At 57.8% G+C, this 15,759-nt stretch carries 12 protein-coding genes; 9 read left to right on the top strand and 3 right to left on the bottom strand.

Features of this window, described 5'->3' with window-relative positions; translation table 11 throughout:
- Position 1: 1 nt before the first annotated feature.
- From carA to AAFM46_RS08760, 9 genes are all read left to right on the top strand, one after another.
- A complete protein-coding gene (gene carA, locus AAFM46_RS08800) occupies positions 2 to 1,213 on the top strand; it encodes a glutamine-hydrolyzing carbamoyl-phosphate synthase small subunit (RefSeq protein WP_283527286.1) in 1,212 nt (403 codons plus the stop codon).
- Positions 1,213 to 4,524, top strand: a complete 3,312-nt coding sequence (carB, locus tag AAFM46_RS08795; RefSeq protein ID WP_283527284.1) for a carbamoyl-phosphate synthase large subunit — start codon at positions 1,213 to 1,215, stop codon at positions 4,522 to 4,524. The genes carA and carB overlap by 1 nt, the downstream gene beginning before the upstream one ends.
- On the top strand, positions 4,514 to 5,362 hold the full coding sequence (gene pyrF / locus AAFM46_RS08790; protein ID WP_343317441.1) for an orotidine-5'-phosphate decarboxylase: 849 nt from the start codon (positions 4,514 to 4,516) through the stop codon (positions 5,360 to 5,362). The genes carB and pyrF overlap by 11 nt, the downstream gene beginning before the upstream one ends.
- Before the next feature lie 112 nt (positions 5,363 to 5,474).
- A complete protein-coding gene (mihF, locus tag AAFM46_RS08785) occupies positions 5,475 to 5,795 on the top strand; it encodes an integration host factor, actinobacterial type (RefSeq protein ID WP_283527280.1) in 321 nt (106 codons plus the stop codon).
- Positions 5,792 to 6,406 carry a guanylate kinase gene (gene gmk, locus AAFM46_RS08780; RefSeq protein ID WP_343317440.1) on the top strand — a complete coding sequence of 205 codons (615 nt, stop codon included), beginning with the start codon at positions 5,792 to 5,794 and terminating at the stop codon, positions 6,404 to 6,406. Before mihF ends, gmk begins: the two co-directional genes overlap by 4 nt.
- An 80-nt stretch (positions 6,407 to 6,486) precedes the next feature.
- A complete protein-coding gene (gene rpoZ, locus AAFM46_RS08775) occupies positions 6,487 to 6,744 on the top strand; it encodes a DNA-directed RNA polymerase subunit omega (RefSeq protein WP_283527276.1) in 258 nt (85 codons plus the stop codon).
- 30 nt (positions 6,745 to 6,774) lie between these two features.
- Positions 6,775 to 8,181 (top strand): bifunctional phosphopantothenoylcysteine decarboxylase/phosphopantothenate synthase, encoded by a 1,407-nt coding sequence (locus tag AAFM46_RS08770; RefSeq protein ID WP_343320423.1) that lies wholly within the window; start codon positions 6,775 to 6,777, stop codon positions 8,179 to 8,181.
- 69 nt (positions 8,182 to 8,250) lie between these two features.
- On the top strand, positions 8,251 to 9,453 hold the full coding sequence (metK, locus tag AAFM46_RS08765) for a methionine adenosyltransferase (RefSeq protein ID WP_283527274.1): 1,203 nt from the start codon (positions 8,251 to 8,253) through the stop codon (positions 9,451 to 9,453).
- A gap of 171 nt (positions 9,454 to 9,624) precedes the next feature.
- On the top strand, positions 9,625 to 11,766 hold the full coding sequence (locus tag AAFM46_RS08760) for a primosomal protein N' (RefSeq protein ID WP_343317439.1): 2,142 nt from the start codon (positions 9,625 to 9,627) through the stop codon (positions 11,764 to 11,766).
- 974 nt (positions 11,767 to 12,740) lie between these two features.
- On the opposite strand, the gene AAFM46_RS08755 is transcribed toward AAFM46_RS08760, so the two are convergent.
- The 3 genes from AAFM46_RS08755 to AAFM46_RS08745 form a co-directional block, all read right to left on the bottom strand.
- Positions 12,741 to 13,526, bottom strand: coding sequence for a hypothetical protein (locus AAFM46_RS08755; protein ID WP_343317438.1), 786 nt, complete (start codon positions 13,524 to 13,526; stop codon positions 12,741 to 12,743).
- A 116-nt stretch (positions 13,527 to 13,642) separates the two neighbouring features.
- On the bottom strand, positions 13,643 to 14,695 hold the full coding sequence (locus tag AAFM46_RS08750) for a glycosyltransferase (protein WP_343320422.1): 1,053 nt from the start codon (positions 14,693 to 14,695) through the stop codon (positions 13,643 to 13,645).
- Positions 14,696 to 14,766: 71 nt separating this feature from the next.
- Positions 14,767 to 15,759 carry an alpha/beta hydrolase gene (locus tag AAFM46_RS08745; protein WP_343317437.1) on the bottom strand — a complete coding sequence of 331 codons (993 nt, stop codon included), beginning with the start codon at positions 15,757 to 15,759 and terminating at the stop codon, positions 14,767 to 14,769.

Raw genomic sequence — 15,759 nt, 5'->3', positions numbered from 1 at the left:
AATGAGTGATGCAATCATGCCTACACAGGCACTTTTGGTCTTGGAAGATGGACGCACTTTCCGCGGCAGCAGCTACGGTGCTCAGGGCACGGCCCTGGGTGAGGCGGTCTTCACCACCGGAATGACCGGCTACCAGGAAACGTTGACAGACCCCTCTTACGCACGCCAGCTGATAGTGCAGACGGCACCTCACATAGGTAATACGGGTGTGAACAAAGCAGATAATGAGTCAGCCAGAATTTGGGCTGCGGGTTACATTGTCCGTGACGCGGCACGCCGCCCGTCCAACTGGCGCAGCGAAGGGACCCTCGATGAGGAACTGTCTGCGCAGAACATTGTTGGCATTCAAGGAGTAGACACTCGCGCCATCACCCGGCACCTGCGTGAACGCGGTGCCATGAAGGCCGGTATTTTCTCCGGTGCCGATGCAGCGCGTCCTGAGACTGAACTCCTCACCGAAGTTCAGGCTCAGCCGTCCATGGAGGGCCTGCGCCTGGCCGAGGAGGTCAGTTGCAAGGAAGCGTACGTGGTTGAACCTGCCCAGCACGGCTGGACGGGGGAGACCCTCTTTACAATCGTTGCACTGGACCTTGGCATGAAGGCCATGACCCCTGCACGCTTCGCCGAGCGTGGGGTGCGCCTGCATGTCCTGCCCGCAACTGCCACTTTCGAAGAAGCCCAAGCGTTGAACCCGGATGGCGTGTTCATCTCCAATGGCCCCGGTGATCCAGCTACGGCCGACCGCCAGGTTGGCTTTGTCCGTAGCTTCCTGGACGCTGGGGTGCCGTACTTTGGCATCTGCTTTGGAAACCAAATTCTGGGACGCGCCCTGGGCTTTGGCACCTACAAGTTGCGCTACGGACACCGTGGCATGAACCAGCCGGTTCTGGACCGCAGCACTGGCAAGGTGGAAATCACCAGCCAAAACCACGGCTTCGCCGTGGACGCACCCCTTGACGGACCTGGCCAGGCGCCCGAGGATCGTTTTGGCAGGGTTGAAGTTTCCCACATCAGCCTCAACGACCACGTGGTTGAAGGGCTGTCCTGCCTGGATATTCCAGCCTTCTCCGTGCAGTATCACCCGGAAGCCGCGGCCGGTCCACACGATGCCGCCTACCTGTTTGACAGGTTCATCAATCTCATGACTAAGTACAAAACCGCACAGAGCCAGACCACACAGAGCCAGACCACACAGAGCCAGGAAGACAAGTAATGCCAAAGAGGGAAGATCTTAAATCAGTTTTGGTTATTGGCTCCGGCCCGATCGTGATCGGACAGGCTGCCGAGTTTGACTACTCGGGCACCCAGGCGCTGCGCGTTTTGAAGGAAGAGGGCCTGCGGGTCATCCTGGTAAACTCCAACCCGGCAACGATCATGACTGATCCAGAGTTTGCCGATGCCACCTACGTTGAACCCATCACTCCCGAGGTGGTTGAACAGATCATCGCCAAGGAACGCCCCGATGCAATCCTGCCAACCTTGGGTGGTCAGACGGCGCTGAACACCGCCATCGCCTTGGACAAAAACGGTGTGCTTGAAAAGTACAACGTTGAGTTGATCGGTGCCAATATCGCCGCCATTGAGCTGGGTGAGGACCGTGAAAAGTTCAAGGGCGTGGTTGAGCGTTGCGGAGCAGAATCTGCCCGTAGCCACATCATTCACACCTTGGATGAGGCATTTGTTGCTGCTGAAGATCTTGGCTACCCCATGGTGGTGCGCCCGTCATTCACCATGGGTGGGCTGGGTTCCGGACTGGCTTACAGCCCAGAGGACTTGTCCCGCATTGTTGGCCAGGGACTGCAGTACAGCCCCACCACTGAGGTTTTGCTTGAAGAGAGCATCCTTGGCTGGAAGGAGTATGAGCTTGAAATGATGCGCGACAAAAACGACAATGTTGTTGTTGTTTGCTCCATTGAGAACTTTGATCCGGTGGGCGTTCACACCGGTGACTCCATCACGGTGGCCCCGGCCATGACGCTGACGGATCGTGAATACCAGAACCTGCGCGATATTTCCATCGCCATCATCCGTGAGGTGGGCGTTGACACCGGTGGTTGCAACATCCAGTTCGCCATTGAGCCAGACACCGGCCGAGTAGTGGTCATTGAGATGAATCCGCGTGTGTCACGCTCATCGGCATTGGCCTCGAAGGCAACCGGTTTCGCCATCGCCAAGATCGCCACGAAGCTCTCACTTGGGTACACGCTGGATGAGATCCCCAATGACATCACGCAGAAGACTCCGGCTTCCTTTGAACCTGCTTTGGATTACGTGGTTGTTAAGGTTCCCCGCTTCGCGTTTGAGAAGTTCCCGGCGGCCGATGACACATTGACCACCACCATGAAGAGTGTTGGTGAGGCTATGGCCATGGGGCGTAACTTCACCGAAGCGCTCCAGAAGGCACTGCGCTCACTGGAGCAAAAGGGTGCCAGTCTTGAATTCCAAAGTGTCAATGAACTGGACGTTCCTGACCTCATTGAGGCTTCCAAACGCCCCACCACCGAGCGCCTTGGCCAGGTGCAGCGTGCCCTGTTGGGCGGTGCCACCATTGAGCAAATGTACGAAGCCACAGGCATTGACCCCTGGTTCTTGGACCAGCTGGTGCTGCTGAACGAGGTCTCGGCAACTATCCGCCAGTCCACCGCGCTGACACCGGAGATGCTCAAGCTTGCCAAGCGCCACGGCTTCTCCGACGCTCAGATCGGTGAGCTGACACACAACTCTGAGGCAGTGGTGCGCGGCGTCCGCCAGGCATTGAACATCCGCCCCGTGTACAAGACTGTGGACACTTGTGCAGCTGAATTTGCAGCGTACACCCCATACCACTACTCCACCTACGACGAGGAAGATGAGATTGCGCTGCACGAAAAGCCCTCTGTCATCATCTTGGGTTCCGGGCCCAACCGCATCGGTCAGGGTATCGAGTTCGACTACTCCTGCGTGCACGCCTCCATGGCACTGCGCAAAGCCGGCTACGAGACAGTCATGGTCAACTGCAACCCGGAAACCGTCTCCACCGACTACGACGTCTCCACGCGTCTTTATTTTGAACCGCTGACACTTGAGGACGTCCTGGAGATCATCGCGGCTGAAGAGCGTACAGGCGGGGTGCTGGGTGTTTTTGTGCAGCTCGGTGGCCAGACCCCGCTGAAGCTTGCTGCGGAACTGGCTGATGCCGGTGTGCCCATCTTGGGAACCTCTCCGGAAGCCATCGATTTAGCGGAACACCGCGGTATGTTCTCGCGTGTGCTTGATGAGGCCGGCCTGATAGCGCCAAAGAATGGCACCGCTGTGTCCTTCAACGATGCAAAAAAGATTGCCGATGAGATTGGCTACCCCGTCCTTGTGCGCCCCTCCTACGTGCTGGGCGGCCGCGGCATGGAGATCGTCTACGACGAGGCGCATCTCTCCCGCTACATCACGAACGCCACCGAGATCACTGAAGCACACCCGGTGCTCATTGACAGGTTCCTTGAAGACGCCATTGAAATTGATGTTGACGCGTTGTTTGACGGCAAGGATATGTACCTTGGCGGCATTATGGAGCACATTGAAGAGGCCGGTATCCACTCTGGCGATTCCGCTTGCGTGCTGCCTCCCATCACTCTGGGCAAAGACGTGCAGGAGCGTGTCCGCAAGGCCACCCGTGCCATTGCCGAAGGTGTTGGTGTACGTGGCTTGATCAACATTCAGTTCGCTTTGGCGGCTGACATTCTCTACGTACTTGAAGCCAACCCGCGGGCTTCGCGTACTGTCCCGTTTGTGTCGAAGGCCACGGGTGTGCAGATGGCCAAGGCCGCGGCTTTGATCGGTGTTGGCGTTTCCATCGCCCACTTGCGCAGCGTGCACCACATCCTGCCTGAAGTGGGCGACGGCGGCAATCTGCCAGATAACGCCCCCGTGGCTGTCAAAGAAGCTGTTCTACCCTTCAACCGTTTCCGCACCCCCGAAGGGCACGTAGTTGACTCCCTGCTGGGCCCGGAGATGCGCTCCACCGGTGAGGTGATGGGGATCGACAAACATTTTGATACTGCTTTCGCCAAGAGCCAGGCTGCTGCCAGTGGTGCCTTGCCGGTCTCCGGGACTGTCTTTGTTTCGGTGGCGAATCGTGACAAACGCTCCATCATTATGGCCGTCAAGCGTCTCGTGGACCTGGACTACACGATTGTTGCCACCAGTGGTACCGCGGACGTGCTGCGCCGCAACGGCATTGCCTCCACCACTGTGCGCAAGATCAGCCAAGAAAGCACAGTGTCCGGGGATCAGAGCATTGTCGACCTGATCAACAATGGCAAGATCGACATGATCTTCAACACCCCCTCAGGTGGTCAAGCGCGCGGAGATGGCTACGAGATTCGTGCGGCGGCAATCTCCAACGGCCGGCCCTGCATCACCACTGTTGCTGAATTCAACGTGGCAGTTCAGGCCATGGAAGCCTTGCGTTCCTACGAATGGGATGTCACCAGTTTGCAGGAACACGCCATTGTTCTTGCCGCAGGACTGGCAGCTCAGAATGCCAACTAACAGCGGTGAGCGGGAGCCTTTTGGGGCTCGGCTTGCCGCAGCCATGCTTGCCAGGGGACCCCTTTGTGTGGGTATCGACCCGCATCCGGCCCTCCTGGCAGCATGGGGGCTGGATGACAGCGCCGATGGCGTGCGGAGGTTCTCACGAACTGTGCTTGAGGCTGTGGCGCCGTTAGCAGCAGCCATCAAACCACAGGTGGCTCTCTACGAGCGCCACGGCTCCGCTGGTATGGCCGCCTTGGAGGAGCTGCTGGCTGCCGCTGCTCAGGCGCAGTTTTTGACCATCGCTGACGCTAAACGCGGAGACATCGGCTCTACCATGGCTGGCTACGCTGACGCATGGCTGCGAGATGGTTCAGCCTTGGCGGCTGATGCCGTAACGCTAAGCCCTTACTTGGGTTTCGAATCGCTGCGCCCGGCTCTTGAGATGGCAGCAGCGAACGGCCGGGGTGTCTTTGTGCTTGCCCTAACCTCTAATCCGGAGGGTGCCTCGGTACAGCACGTGGGTGGCAGCGATTCTGTTGCCAAGCGCATCGTGGAGGCTGCAGGCGTCGAAAATCAACGCTATGCCGCTGAAGCACTGGGATCTGTGGGCCTGGTTGTTGGTGCCACAGTGGGCGGTGCGCTAGCTGATTTGGGTATAGATCTTGCTGCGGTCCACGGGCCGCTACTGGCGCCGGGGCTCGGAGCGCAAGGCGCCACCGGGGTAAATATGCGGGCTACATTTGGTACTGCGTATCCGGCTGTGCTGGCGACCTCCAGCCGGGGTATCCTCGTTGCCGGACCGCAGGTTGCCGCGTTACGCGCAGCCACGGTGGAGACGCTGGCGGGCTTATAGCAGCACTTCAAGCTTTCCGACAGATTGATTTGCCTCCCCGGTAGGGATATGTTCGAAGAATTACTGCGTTCGTAACCCGCACCGGGGAGAGCCATCAACAGGGAGCTTTTTCGTGAATTTGCCGCAATTGTCCCAACATGAACGCGCAGAGGCACGCATCAAAGCCCTGGCTGCACGAGCCGTACGCTCCCAAGCCAAAGCTGATTTGAAGTCCGGGCACAAGAGTGTTGCCGCAGTGCTTGAAGCGGCAGCTTGCGAACCCGCTCTCGAGCGACTTAAAGTGTGTGAATTACTTGAAGCCCTCCCGGGCATAGGAAAGGTACGTGCAACTGTGATCATGAGCGAGCTGGGGATTGCCCCAACCCGCAGGGTGCGTGGCCTGGGCGTACACCAACGCCGGGCTTTGGTTCACTACCTGGGACAGACGTCATGAGCGAGGTTCATGTCCCAAGTGAAAAGACCACCCGCCTAAAGAGCCGTTGTGGCGTGACGGTGCTGGCCGGACCAACCGCTGTAGGAAAAGGTACTGTCTCAACGTTCATCCGGGACAATTATCCGGATGTCTGGCTTTCTGTCTCCGCCACTACCCGTGCTGCACGGCCAGGGGAAGAGGAAGGTGTTCATTACTTCTTCAAAAGTGCTAAGGAGTTTGATCAGCTGGCCGCCAGTGGGGATCTGCTGGAGTGGGCGGTGGTTCATGGCGTAAACCGTTACGGCACATTGCGCAGCACCGTCCAGGATGCCGTTGCCGCTGGAAAGTCAGTCCTGCTTGAAATTGACTTGCAGGGGGCCCGACAGGTTAAAGCCGCCATGCCTGAGGCGGATTTCGTGTTCCTTTCCCCGCCAAATTGGGCAGAACTTGTCCGCCGTTTAGTGGGACGCGGCACAGAAAGTGCGCAGGAACAGCAACGTCGCCTAGAAACGGCTAAACTGGAACTTGCTGCCGCGCCGGAGTTTGATTATGTCATCGTCAATGACGATGTAAGCCGTGCCGCAGCCGCGCTTGTTGAACTGATGGGGCTCACCCCCCACCACCTTGTTTGATCAGATTGTGTAGGCACTTAAAAGTGTTGCCACAATTTTCTGATCTGCAGGACACCCTTTCGATTTTTTTGGAGAAGTAATTGACTACACAACCCGAAGGCATCATCAATCCCCCGATCGATTCACTGCTTGAAGCAGCAGATTCGAAGTACGGACTGGTCATCTTTGGTGCAAAGCGCGCACGCCAGATCAACGCCTACTACGCACAGCTCCACGAGGGCCTGTTCGAGTACGTTGGCCCACTCGTTGATACCAGGCTGAACGAGAAGTCCCTCTCAATCGCCTTCCGTGAAATCGACGAGGGCCTGCTGGTTTCCACGCCGAACGAAACCGCGTAAGCGATTTAAGAAAACTGCAAGGTGACTGAGCTGAACATTGTCCTAGGGGTAGGCGGCGGCATCGCCGCCTACAAGTCGGCCTTGCTACTGCGTCTGTTTACTGAAGCAGGGCATCTGGTCACTGTCATCCCTACTGACGCGTCCACGAAATTTGTGGGCGTGGCAACGTGGGAGGCATTGAGCGGACAACCCGTCACCAACGATGTTTTTGCGGCTGTAGACCAGGTGAACCATGTCCGGATTGGTCATGAGGCGGACCTGATCGTTGTGGCGCCGGCAACCGCCGACCTTTTGGCTAAGGCTGCCGGCGGCCATGCCAACGACCTTTTAACAACCACGTTGTTGATGGCTCGCGGACCTGTCCTCTTTGCTCCAGCCATGCACACAGAGATGTGGCAGCACGCATCCACGCAGGCCAACGTAGCCACCTTGCGCTCCCGTGGGGTGCATGTGTTGGATCCTGCAGTGGGCAGGTTGACTGGCCCTGACACGGGTCCCGGCCGCCTTCCCGAGCCCGAAGCAATATTCGCTGCAGCCATAGCATTGGTCCGGGACGTCTCTACGCAAGAGACCCCCACAAGGGCGGCAGAGCTCAAGGTAGCCCAGAACCGCTCTGATACGCAGGACACACAGCTCAGCGAGCTGGCAGCTCCCCATGAGTTGCGAAGCAGCGAAAAGTCTTCCAGTGAGACGTCCGTCTCGGAGGGTTCTCTCTCCGGAGTTCACGTACTTATCACGGCAGGTGGGACGCGGGAACCTCTTGACCCTGTCCGCTACCTTGGCAACAAGTCCTCGGGCAAGCAGGGCGTGGCACTTGCAGAAGCGGCCCTGGCTGCCGGTGCCCAGGTCACCCTGATCCACGCTCCAATGGAAGTAGCGGCGCCTGCCGGGGCCAAACTTCAACGAATTGAAACGGCCCTTGAATTGCGCTCGGCCACGCTGGCAGCGGCGGCAACGGCGGATGTTGTCATCATGGCCGCCGCCGTGGCTGATTTCCGCCCGTCAAGTATTTCAACGGGCAAGATTAAAAAGCGGGACAATACGCAGGACCCTGTTATTACACTTGTCCGTAATCCGGACATCCTTATCGAGGTTGTTGCCCATCGGGCGGCGCAGAACCAGCAGCAGCTGATTGTTGGTTTTGCCGCAGAAACCGGTGATGAACAAGGCGACGTTCTTCGCTACGCACAGGAAAAGCTGATGCGAAAAGGATGCGACTTGTTGGTTGTCAATGAAGTCGGGCCCGGGGACACCAATACTGAGCGCGTCTTTGGGCAGGATACCAACCAGGTAGAGATTCTTGCCTTGGACGGTGCCAGCCCCGTGCAGGCCGGTGGCAGCAAGCGTGAGGTGGCCAACGCCGTCGTACATCTCATAGCGCAGCGCCTTGATGCAACGAAGACCGTGTCGGCACAGGATAAAGCACAAGCCACCTAGCTCCGACCACTATGACAGCCCATGTCAGGCGCCCATGAAGCGCAGCACAAACCAAAGTAAAGTAGAGACGTGACTTCAGCGAACCCCCTGCGCCTATTTACCTCCGAATCCGTGACGGCAGGCCACCCCGATAAGATTTGTGACCAGATCAGTGACGCTATCCTTGACGCGCTGCTAGCCGAAGACCCGGAATCGCGAGTTGCGGTTGAAACGATGGCAACCACTGGCTTGGTCCATGTGGCCGGCGAGGTCACGACCAATGCCTACGTGGAAATTCCGCAAATCGTGCGCAACACCATCCTCGACATTGGCTATGACTCCTCTGCCAACGGGTTTGACGGTGCCCGCTGTGGTGTTTCGGTTTCTATCGGGCAGCAGTCCCAAGATATTTCCGACGGCGTGTTTAACGCTTTCGAGACCCGCGAGGGAACCGCAGTTGATAAGTATGATGCCCAGGGTGCTGGCGACCAAGGGTTGATGTTTGGCTACGCCAGCAACGAAACAGCCTCATATATGCCGACCCCCATTTACTTGGCGCATAGGCTTTCCGAGCGCCTCTCAAGCGTGCGCAAATCGGGTGAATTGGAGTACTTGCGACCGGATGGTAAAACGCAAGTGACCATTGGGTACGACGGCGAAAAGCCTGTTTCGGTTGACACTGTTGTCATCTCCAGCCAGCACGCCGAAGGCACCTCCCTTGATAAGTTGCGAGCCGACTTGCAAGAATTCGTCATTGCCCCGGTCATGGAGGCTTCTGGTCTGGATGTTTCTAAGATTCAAACCTATTTAAACCCTGCAGGCCCCTTCGTTGTTGGTGGTCCCGTAGGTGATGCGGGGCTGACGGGACGCAAGATCATTGTTGACACTTATGGTGGAATGGCACGCCACGGAGGTGGTGCCTTCTCGGGTAAGGACCCATCAAAAGTTGACCGTTCAGCGGCCTATGCCATGCGCTGGGTTGCCAAAAATGTGGTGGCCGCCGGCCTTGCGGATCGTGCCGAAATTCAGGTGGGCTATGCCATTGGGGTGGCCAAGCCGGTGGGAACCTATGTTGAGACTTTTGGCACCGAGCATGTTGACCCTCGCATGATTGAAGAAGCCATTGCGGCTATCTTCGATTTGCGTCCGCTGGCCATCATCGACAGCCTTGATCTGAAACGCCCCATTTACGCCAAAACGGCAGCACATGGTCACTTTGGCCGCGACGACCCCGATTTCACGTGGGAAAATCTTGACCGGGTAGCTGCACTGAAGGCGTTCTTCAACGCCTAAGCTCGAAGTTGTCCACAGCCAAGCACAGTTCGCCGACTCCTTTGTCAGCGGGCTGTGCTTAGCTGGTTTCAGGACGACTAATGTGGACCTGCACAGTTGGGTTTGGAGGCCCTGTCCATGGCCTACAGTTTTTGCCCGTAGGTCTGGCAACACATATCAGAGGAGGATGCCGTGACCGAAGCCGAGAACCACACTGCCGCTAGTCACGCTTCGCCCAATCACGGTGTGCAGTTAAGTCTTTTGAGTGGATTCGTCACCAAGGATCGTGTAGCAGATCCGCACAGTGGAGTCGTGTTGGCGCCGTCGCTACCAGTTGCCCAAGTTGCGATTGATTCACCGCTGCCCCATCTTGACCGAATGTTTGATTACTCCGTCCCCCTGGAGTTGGACGCAGAGGCCCAGCCAGGGGTTCGGGTGAAGGTAAAGTTCTCTGGCCAAGACCTCAACGGGTATCTCGTTGCGCGCACTGCTGAGTCTGAAAGCGAAAGGCTGGTGCCACTGAGCAGGGTTTATTCAGCTGTCCCTGTGCTCACCCCACAGGTACTTGAGCTGGCGCGGAGGGTTGCCGCACGGTACGCCGGCACAGTAGCTGATGTGTTGCGGGTTGCTGTCCCACCGCGTGTCGCCAGCCTCGAGAAGATCTACCTGAAGAAGGAAACCGGACCCGCGCCCGTGGAGATGCTTCCCGAGGCTAAACCCGGGCATTCTCTCTTCACTGAGTTTGCTCATGCCGAGGACTTCTTGACGAAATTGGCTTTGGGCCAGTGCCCCAAAGGCGTACTCGGCGCACTCCACGGTTGGGGGCCCCGGTCATGGCACCACCAACTGGCTCAAGTAGTTGCATACTGCCAATTGTCAGGGCGGGGAGCCATCGTGGTTGTTCCCGATCTACGTGACCTCGAATTATTGGAGCAGGCATTTACCGCGGTCCTTCCGAAGGGCAGCTTCGTCAAGCTCACCGCTGACGATGGTCCCAGCAAGAGATACGCCAACTTCCTGCGAGTTCTTTCAGGGGACGTGCGCATTGTGATCGGTACTCGTTCCGCGGCGTACGCGCCAGTAGCAGAGCTAGGTTTGGTTTGTTGCTGGGATGACGGTGACGAGCTTCATATTGAACGTAGAGCTCCCTACCAACACAGCCGTGACGTTCTGTTGTTACGCTCTGAAGTTGAGGCAACGGCGGTGTTGATGGCCGGGCACAGCCGAAGCAGTGAGTCCCAGCGGTTGGTCGCCACAGGATGGGCCCAAGAGCTCTTAGCTGAACGCCCAGAGGTGCGCAAGGCCACGGCGCGGGTCATTAGCACGGCGGATTCCTATGAGCTGGAACGTGACCCCGCCGCCGCCATGGCCCGGCTGCCACACAGGGCCTGGGAAACCGCAAAGGCCGCGCTGAAGACGGGCCCGGTATTGGTTCAGGTGGCCCGAACCGGCTACGCTCCGGCATTAGCCTGCCAGCGCTGTCGAGAGGTGGCCAGATGCAGACATTGCACAGGGCCTCTGATGCAAACACGGTCCCCGGGGTCGGCTTCTTCCATGGTCACGTGCAAATGGTGCGGGCAGGCGGAAACGGCCTTTAGCTGCGGTACGTGTGGGAACCGCCAATTGCGGGCTATTTCCATCGGTGCACTGCGGACCGCAGAGGAATTGGGCAGGGCTTTCCCCTCAGTGCCAGTGATTTCCTCTTCAGGGGATCACATTAGGACAACTGTGCCTGACAGGCCCGCCATAGTTGTGGCAACTATAGGTGCTGAACCGGTGGCTCATCACGGCTACTCCGCGGCACTGCTCTTGGACGGAGATTCTATGCTCCGGCGTGAGTCGTTGCGTGCTGGTGAAGAGACACTCCGTCGGTGGATGAATGCCGCAGCCCTGGTGAGATCTGCCAAAGACGGAGGAATTGTTGTAGTCACGGCTGAGGACTCAGTTGAGGTTTCGGCGCTAGTTAGATGGGACCCCGCCGGGCATGCTGAGCGGGAATTTACTTTGCGGCAGGAGCTCGGGCTTCCCCCGGCCATGCGCCTTGCCTCGCTGACTGGAGCAGAAAAGGACGTTGCGGCATTTGCGGCGGCCTTGCAACTCCCTGAGTCCGTGCGCAGCATTGGCCCCGCTCCTGTGTCTGTGGGCAGGCCCGCCTCGGGTGGCACTTCCGGCCAGACAGGTGAAGAGGCTCCAGATTATCGAACGATTCTACTTTTCCCATACGCACTGGCGGCGACTGTCACAACGAACATGAGGGCATTGAAGGCTTCCAACGCGGCTCGACGAGTGGGCTCTCCTGTACAAGTTCGGTGCGATGGCCTAGACGTTTTGTAGCTGCTGTGCAACTAGCCTTCACCCTCGGTTGAGGTTGGAGATAATGACGTCCCCGAGGGAATCATCGGCAGTCGTGAACCCTTAGCTCGTCTCGGATGTCTCTGGGGATTCCCGAATTGACGGCCGCTGCTGGCGTACACTGCGAGTCTCTCGATGGAAAATGCGGCTGCGATGGAGACTCGGTTGTTAGTTCTGGCGGGACATACCACGGTGTGCTCTTTTGCGGGAAAGGCGGGCAGGACACGGGAGAAGATGTACCCGAGACCGTCGTCACTCGTGTGAAGGAAGCGCTGATAGAGCGCAGACGCAGCTGTGACGCTGGAAGCGAAGGGATGTCATGGCCAACGTTGTACGTGTTGACTGTCAGCGCTTCGGGCATGTATATCGCTGCACGTTTCTGGAGGGGCTGTCAAAGCTGGCGCGTCACCATATAGTGCTAAATCCACTATTGCCGGAGCCGTTGGTGCTGGACACACAACATTGTACATTGCGGCTGCCGAGAAGGCCGTGTTGCAGGCGTTGGCCGAAGGCTGTTAAATGCCCAATTGTCCCGATCCTGAGATGGACACTGAGTTTGATCACTTACGAGCTTTTGAGTTTGGTGGTGCCTCAACCATTGGAAACTAACGCCCCGCCTGCGCACGCCATCACACGATGAAGCACTTCAAGGATGAGGAGAATCGGCACGGACTCCGGCGCTGCATAGATGAACCCGATCGGCAAGGAACCAAGTGGCGCAGGTGGACTCCCAAACTTGGCCCGGACGGCAAGATTGGGTGGATTACGACTAGTGGCAGTTATTCTCCACCCTTGATCACCGATCCGCACCGGCCCCAATACTCCAAATGGCTAAAGGCTCTTATTACTAGGACAACAAGAAGGCTGTAAGCCAATCGATCATGACAAACGCGCAAAACCAACAGGTGTGCTGGATGTCCGGGAGCCCCAAGCCACGGCGTGAGGGTATACAGGTTTTAGGAGGTCACCTTGGGGATCTCTGAGGTGTTGCGTTTCGGGTTTCGGCCACGTGCTGCATCGAGTAGGGATTGAGTACGTCGGTGGACGTCGGTGTTGCGTAGGACAAGCGTCTGAACCGATTGTTTCAACTTCGCAACTTCAGCCACGTACCCGGGGTCAAGGCGCTGCGATAAGGGACGTTCCTGGAGGTCATCGGCCAAGCGCCATGCCATAGCCAAGGCGCTTTCAAATATCCGCTGGTCAGATTCAGCTGACATGTTCTTTGGAGCTGTCCCAAGCATCACTGCGGTGTTCAGCCGTGTGTCATCCAGGGCCAGGGCAAGCTCAAGTGCATCGAGGCTCAGCACCACGCCGGCGAGCAGGTGCTGAGCAGTGGTGAGTCTGCGAAAGATCGACTCATGACGTTTGCGTTTGGAGAGTGAGAACGCCAGCGTCAGTATCGTCAGACCAAGACCGGTGACAGTTCCTGTGAGCCAGAATAACGGAGATTGGATAGGACCCGTATCCAGGAGTTTGGCCGTTCGTTGTGCTGCTGCCGCAACGGCCGTGGGGCCATGTCCCAGTGTCACATTGGACTCGTAGGCCCTGTATATCTGAAGTGCGGATTGAGAGGTTTCCAGATGCTCAGCCTCGGCAGGATAGATACCTGCGCTCCAGTACCGGTATTCCTGGGCGCGGATCCCCTGAGCATTCGTGATGGTGGTGGATAAAATGACCTCAGCACCCGGATCTTCGCGTCCCAACTTCTCCTCGAGACGCAGGTGCCCAGGGGTGACAAGCATTCGCAGCGGCTTCTAGGTCCTAATGGGTTCGCGAACCACGGCTTCTAAGCTCTGCTGAGAAATAGGGCGGCCGAAGTGAGGCTTTTGGGAGGCGCGGATCAGCTGCGTGGTCATTGCTAGCGGCGCAGCTCCTGTGCAATTGCCAACAGTTCGCGCGCGGAGGAATCCCAGCTGAACGTACCCGCTTGGGCAATGGACGCCGTCGAACTCTCCGCCCATTGAGCGGGTTCAGCCAGAGCATGCACAGCAGCCGCAAAAGCCTCAGGTGAATCAGCTGGCACATAATGAGCGGCATCTCCGCCAACTTCACGGAAAATCTCAGTGTCCGCCACCACCACCGGTGTCCCCAAGGCCATCGCCTCAACCAGCGGCAGGCCGTAGCCTTCGGCTTTACTTAGAGTAACTAGCGCAGTTGTGCGCAGAAGCATCTGATCGTACTGCTCGTCCGTGACACCGTTGTGGAACACCACTTTGGCACCAGAGGGCACCAAAGCCGCGAGTTCTCTACGGCGTTCGTCGGTGATGCGGCTGAGTAAGTTAAGCGTGAAATCTGGCAGTTCGGCCATAGCCCGGATCAACGTTTCCACGTTTTTATAGGGCATGAATGAACCCATATAGGTGAGCGATTTCTCCGGCGAAACCGACGGATCTCGTGGGGTCCGCTGCCCTTGGGGTGCATTTCCAATGATCCGGACAGGGCGTTTGGTGAGCCTGTGTTTGCGCATCAGAGACAGAGTGGTTTCGCTGATAGTCGCCACAGTATTGGCCCGGTTGAGCAACATCCGCTGCGGCCAATACGCCTTGTGGTAGAGACGCCACAGCACCCGGACGGGGGCTGGGAGGAACCCGGGGGGTGCCGGGTGCTCATAGTAAATGAGGTCGTGCAGTGTCAGAACCAGCGGGTATTTTCTGCCCCAACTTCCCATTGTCTGCATGGGACAAAACACCACGTCGGCGCCAAGCTTGTTCACATGGCGGGCCACGAACAATTCCATGGGCGAGAGCGGTGAGTTGATTTTCACCCAGGGCAAATCCGGTAGCAATGCCAGCTGACGTTCGTCATGAATGAGCATTGTCACATCAGCGTAAGGGGCGACGGCGGCCATGAGGCTTGCGCCGTAGCGGCTGATGCCGTCGTGGTGGTCCATGCGGGTGAATCGGGCATCCATGACGATGGCTGGCCTACCGTCTGCTTGTTTCTGGAGCGCATTTTCGTGGTTGTTCAGGGAGTCGGAAATACTCACGGTGCGGGGTGCCTTTCAAGAAACTCGATGATAGCGGCGGCAGCCGGCTCGGGTGTTTCGTAGTGGATCAGATGGCCAACGTTGTTAATGACTTGGAGTTCACCGTCGGGTAGAAGTTCCATCAGCTTGTGCTGATTGGGCAGAGTTGCTATTTCATCCTCGGATCCGGCAATCAAGAGTGTAGGCAAGGAAAGTTCAGTGGCGACTTGGCGTACAGTGCCACTGACGGAGGCGCGGAAGGACTCAAGCAGCATATCCCTGTCTGCGAAACCGCTAAAGTACGCATGATGCTGGCCATGGATGAACTTGAGCAGCTGTGGGTCGCGCGTTTTAGCCATAGTCACGCTCATGACATGGACAATGAGTTTGCTGCGCAATAACGCATTACCCAAGGCGGCGGGAAGTTTCGCTGCAGCCCAGTAATAGAAAACCGCAAGCGTGGTCATAATGCCCTTTGGGCCTTCCAAAGCAGGGGCTGCGATGGGGTTCACAAGAATCAGCGGATACACGCGCTTCGGCCGTGTTGCCACAAAATGGCTGACAACGATTGAACCAAAAGAGTGGCCCAGCAAGACAGTGTCCGGTCCCAGGTCCAAGGCCCTGAGGAAGTTCTCAAGGAAGTTCCCGTAGCCGGCTATGTCATGCTGGCCATGGGCGAACGCTGGGGATGCGCCAAACCCGGGGAGATCGGCCATGATGACACGAAAATCAGGCAGCAGTTCAACCACGCGTTCCAGTCCGTGATGGTCACCACGGAAACCATGGACCATCACAATGGTGCGTGCGGGCACCGCTGGTGAGGTGGCGGCATGCACAGCGTCTGAGTCAGCAACAGCATCGCTACGCGGCACAGCTGCGTATTCCCAGTAGTGCACCGCAGTGTCGGCGACCTCGAGGACGTGGGCACTCTCGCGGTTGGCCAGGTTCAACCCGATTGGTGAGCCGGACGCCGTCGTACTCTTCTTTTCGGCTAGAAATTTTAGGACCAA

The organism is Arthrobacter sp. TMP15 (genome assembly GCF_039529835.1).
Classification (GTDB): domain Bacteria; phylum Actinomycetota; class Actinomycetes; order Actinomycetales; family Micrococcaceae; genus Specibacter.
This window is presented reverse-complemented; position numbering and strand designations above follow the sequence as displayed.

Bases quoted from the DNA above. Each gene is read 5' to 3' on its own strand.
- carA (WP_283527286.1), top strand. From the start codon at position 2: ATGAGTGATGCAATCATGCCTACACAGGCACTTTTGGTCTTGGAAGAT.
- carB (WP_283527284.1), top strand. From the start codon at position 1,213: ATGCCAAAGAGGGAAGATCTTAAATCAGTTTTGGTTATTGGCTCCGGC.
- pyrF (WP_343317441.1), top strand. From the start codon at position 4,514: ATGCCAACTAACAGCGGTGAGCGGGAGCCTTTTGGGGCTCGGCTTGCC.
- gmk (WP_343317440.1), top strand. From the start codon at position 5,792: ATGAGCGAGGTTCATGTCCCAAGTGAAAAGACCACCCGCCTAAAGAGC.
- AAFM46_RS08755 (WP_343317438.1), bottom strand. From the start codon at position 13,526: ATGCTTGTCACCCCTGGGCACCTGCGTCTCGAGGAGAAGTTGGGACGC.
- AAFM46_RS08750 (WP_343320422.1), bottom strand. From the start codon at position 14,695: ATGGATGCCCGATTCACCCGCATGGACCACCACGACGGCATCAGCCGC.